The sequence below is a fragment of the Leptolyngbya sp. FACHB-711 genome (assembly GCF_014695615.1).
GTDB lineage: Bacteria > Cyanobacteriota > Cyanobacteriia > Elainellales > Elainellaceae > Leptolyngbya_A.
Window position 1 is genome coordinate 1 of sequence record NZ_JACJOR010000155.1, and the last position, 2800, is coordinate 2800.

Below are 2800 nucleotides of genomic sequence, written 5' to 3' on the forward strand. Positions count from 1 at the left end.
TTCAGCTTATGTCATCTGAGCGGGCAGAAAACGGCAGGAGTGAAATGATGGCTCTTATGGTCAAGAACTCTTATAGAACGGGCGCTTCACCACTGTTGCCGGATAGCTCTTGCCCCGAATCTCGACTTGCAGCACTCGATCGAGTTGCGCCAGTTCAGCTGCCACATAAGCCAGCGCGATCGGATAGCCCAGCGTTGGAGAAAGAGTGCCGCTCGTAATTTCGCCGATCGGTTTGCCTTCAGACAGTACCGGATAGCCGTGACGGGCAATGTTGCGGCCTTCGGTTCGCAGTCCGACCAGTCGTCGCTGCAGTCCGTTTTGTTTTTGCTGCTCCAGCACCGATCGCCCGATAAAGTCCCCTTTGCGATCGAGATGCACTAGCCAGCCTAAGCCTGCTTCCAGAGGCGTAGTGGTTTCGTCGATATCCATGCCGTAGAGTGCCATTGCTGCTTCTAGCCGCAGGGTGTCTCTTGCGCCCAAGCCACAGGGAACGACACCCACTGATCGCAGTTCTTCCCAAAGTGCTTCACCTACGCCCGGCTCAACCATCACTTCGTAGCCATCCTCGCCTGTGTAGCCTGTTCGTGCCAGAAATCCTGGCTGTCCCAAAACTGTGCCTTCGAGATGCCCGAATCGTTTTACCTGAAACAGGTTTTCCTGCACAAAGGCTTGCAGTTTTTCGATCGCCTGTGGACCCTGCACTGCAACCAGCACTTGGTCAGCTGACAAATCGATGAATTCAATCTGATTCAGGTCAAGATGCCTTTTGAGCCAATTGCGGTCTTTTCCGGTTGTTGCGGCATTGACGATCGTAGTCACGCGCTGCACTCCGTCTGGGGTTTCGCCCTGGTAGTAGATAATCAAATCGTCGATAATGCCACCACGATCGTTCAGCAGCACTGTATATTGAGCTTCTCCCGCCTGAAGCCGACTCAAATCAGAGGGCACAAGCAACTGCAATTGCTCAATCAGCCTCTTTCCCTGCAAGACAAACTTACCCATGTGGGAAATATCAAACATTCCAGCCGCCTGTCGGACTGCCTGATGTTCTTTGCTAATGCCCTCGTACTGCACAGGCATTTCCCAGCCGGAAAAGGGAACCATTCTGGCTTTTAGCTCCAGGTGGCGCAGGTGCAGCAGGGTTTTGAGGAGTGCAATATCAGAGGTAGGGTCTGCCATAGTGGAGAAGAGAAACAACGATATCTTCTTCCATTTTTAACGCTGATTCAGTCATGCGAAAGATCGAGGGGGCGAACCTTTCGTTACACTGCTCTATCAAGCGACCACAGCAGGCACAAATCTGTTTTGCGATTCTTTCAACGGGATCGTCTAGGGGTTGATACCTTACGATTTTCGATGATTGCTCTCGATTCAAATCCAACCTTGTTTAGCAACGTTTAGCGATGTTGAGCAATCTGTTGAGCAATTTATTTATCACAGACAATACCGCCTGGGTTGAATATCCATCCGAGTTGATTGAATATCTGGGTTGGGAATATCTGGGTTGAATAGATCGGAAACAGGGCTGCGCCTGGTAGTAATACCCGTTTGCAATTTGCCTCAGTCTTCGCGGCTCAGAACATTTTGTCATCCGGCAATTTTGCAGCATTAGGAACGATCGCCCCTCCCGCTTTTGCTCTTACGATCGCGAATAAAGCCGAAACATCAGTTGACTGCTCGCAGTTGCCGACTTGATCACCAGCGACAGCACACTGCGCCAAACCGTTAGATTACTGGGCAGTGCCAACGCCGATCGCATTCCCGCAACTAGAGCCTTTGTCAGTTGTCCAGCTTGATAGCTGCGCCACGCCTCCCCCAGTAAAAAGTTTTGCAAATGCTGCTTTGCCGTCATAGGCGGCTTGTCGTGTTTCTGGGGTAAGGCAGGAGGACAGCCTCGTTGCAGCGCATCGTGACCCTGCTGCTGTCGCTGTCGCTGAAATTCACGGGCAATCTGGTCAAAAAACTCGCGCTCGGTTGAACTGCGGGTATGGGTGATCGAAGTTTCATGCAGGCGGTAGTGATAACACATTCCGGGCAGATACCAGACGTTTGTGGCATCGCCCAGCCGGAGCTGCAAATCAATATCTTCAGCCGTGACGAAATAAGAGCGGAAGCCCTCGATCGATCGCACAATGTCCGTTCGTATCACAAAGGTGCAGAGATGGGTGCGCGCGGTTCCGGCTTGCAGTTCGCCCGTAATGTCTTCGATTTCCTGGCTCCAATTAAACGCGGTGACGGAAAGCCCTTTGGGATCGATCACGCGATATCCCCCACAGACGGCTCCTGCTTCTGGGTGCTGCATCAGCCAATTGATCTGCCTAAACAGCCGCCCGGCCGGATAGTAATCATCGGCATCACAGCGAGCGATAAACTTGCCCCGTGCTGCCGCAAGCCCAGTGTTCAGCGCGGTTGCAATGCCTTTGCCCTGGTTGTAAAGCACCACAAGGCGATCGTCCCGAATTTGTTTGAGGACTTTCAGCGATCGATCGGTCGAGCCGTCATCCACGACAATCAGCTCTAGCGGAATGCGGGTTTCCTGCAAGATCGATCGCACCGCCTCTCTGATGTAGGACTCTGCATTATAGAGCGGTAGGATGACACTGATAAGCACAGGCTGCGAGTTGGTAAGCACCACGGGTTTTTCCTCAAATTGGGCGGCTCTGAGAGGGATTGAGATCCTGGGAAATGACTGACAGGTTGTGGAACACACGCGGACGTTGCACAGCAAACGATCGAGTTCGGCTTCAGGGTTGTTTTATCAAGGTCGTTCGTCAAAGCGCAAGGCTTGGGGATCGGGGTT

General features: G+C 52.5%; 2 protein-coding genes. Both read right to left on the bottom strand.

The annotated features are described in order from the left end of the window. Positions 1–60 precede the first annotated feature (60 nt). Positions 61–1179, bottom strand: coding sequence for a glycine cleavage system aminomethyltransferase GcvT (gene gcvT, locus H6F80_RS05410; protein WP_190790578.1), 1119 nt, complete (start codon positions 1177–1179; stop codon positions 61–63). 460 nt (positions 1180–1639) lie between these two features. Beyond that, the gene (locus H6F80_RS05415) at positions 1640–2635 is read right to left on the bottom strand and encodes a glycosyltransferase (protein ID WP_190790579.1); all 996 of its coding nucleotides are present in this window, start codon (positions 2633–2635) and stop codon (positions 1640–1642) included. Between the last annotated feature and the right edge of the window lie 165 nt (positions 2636–2800).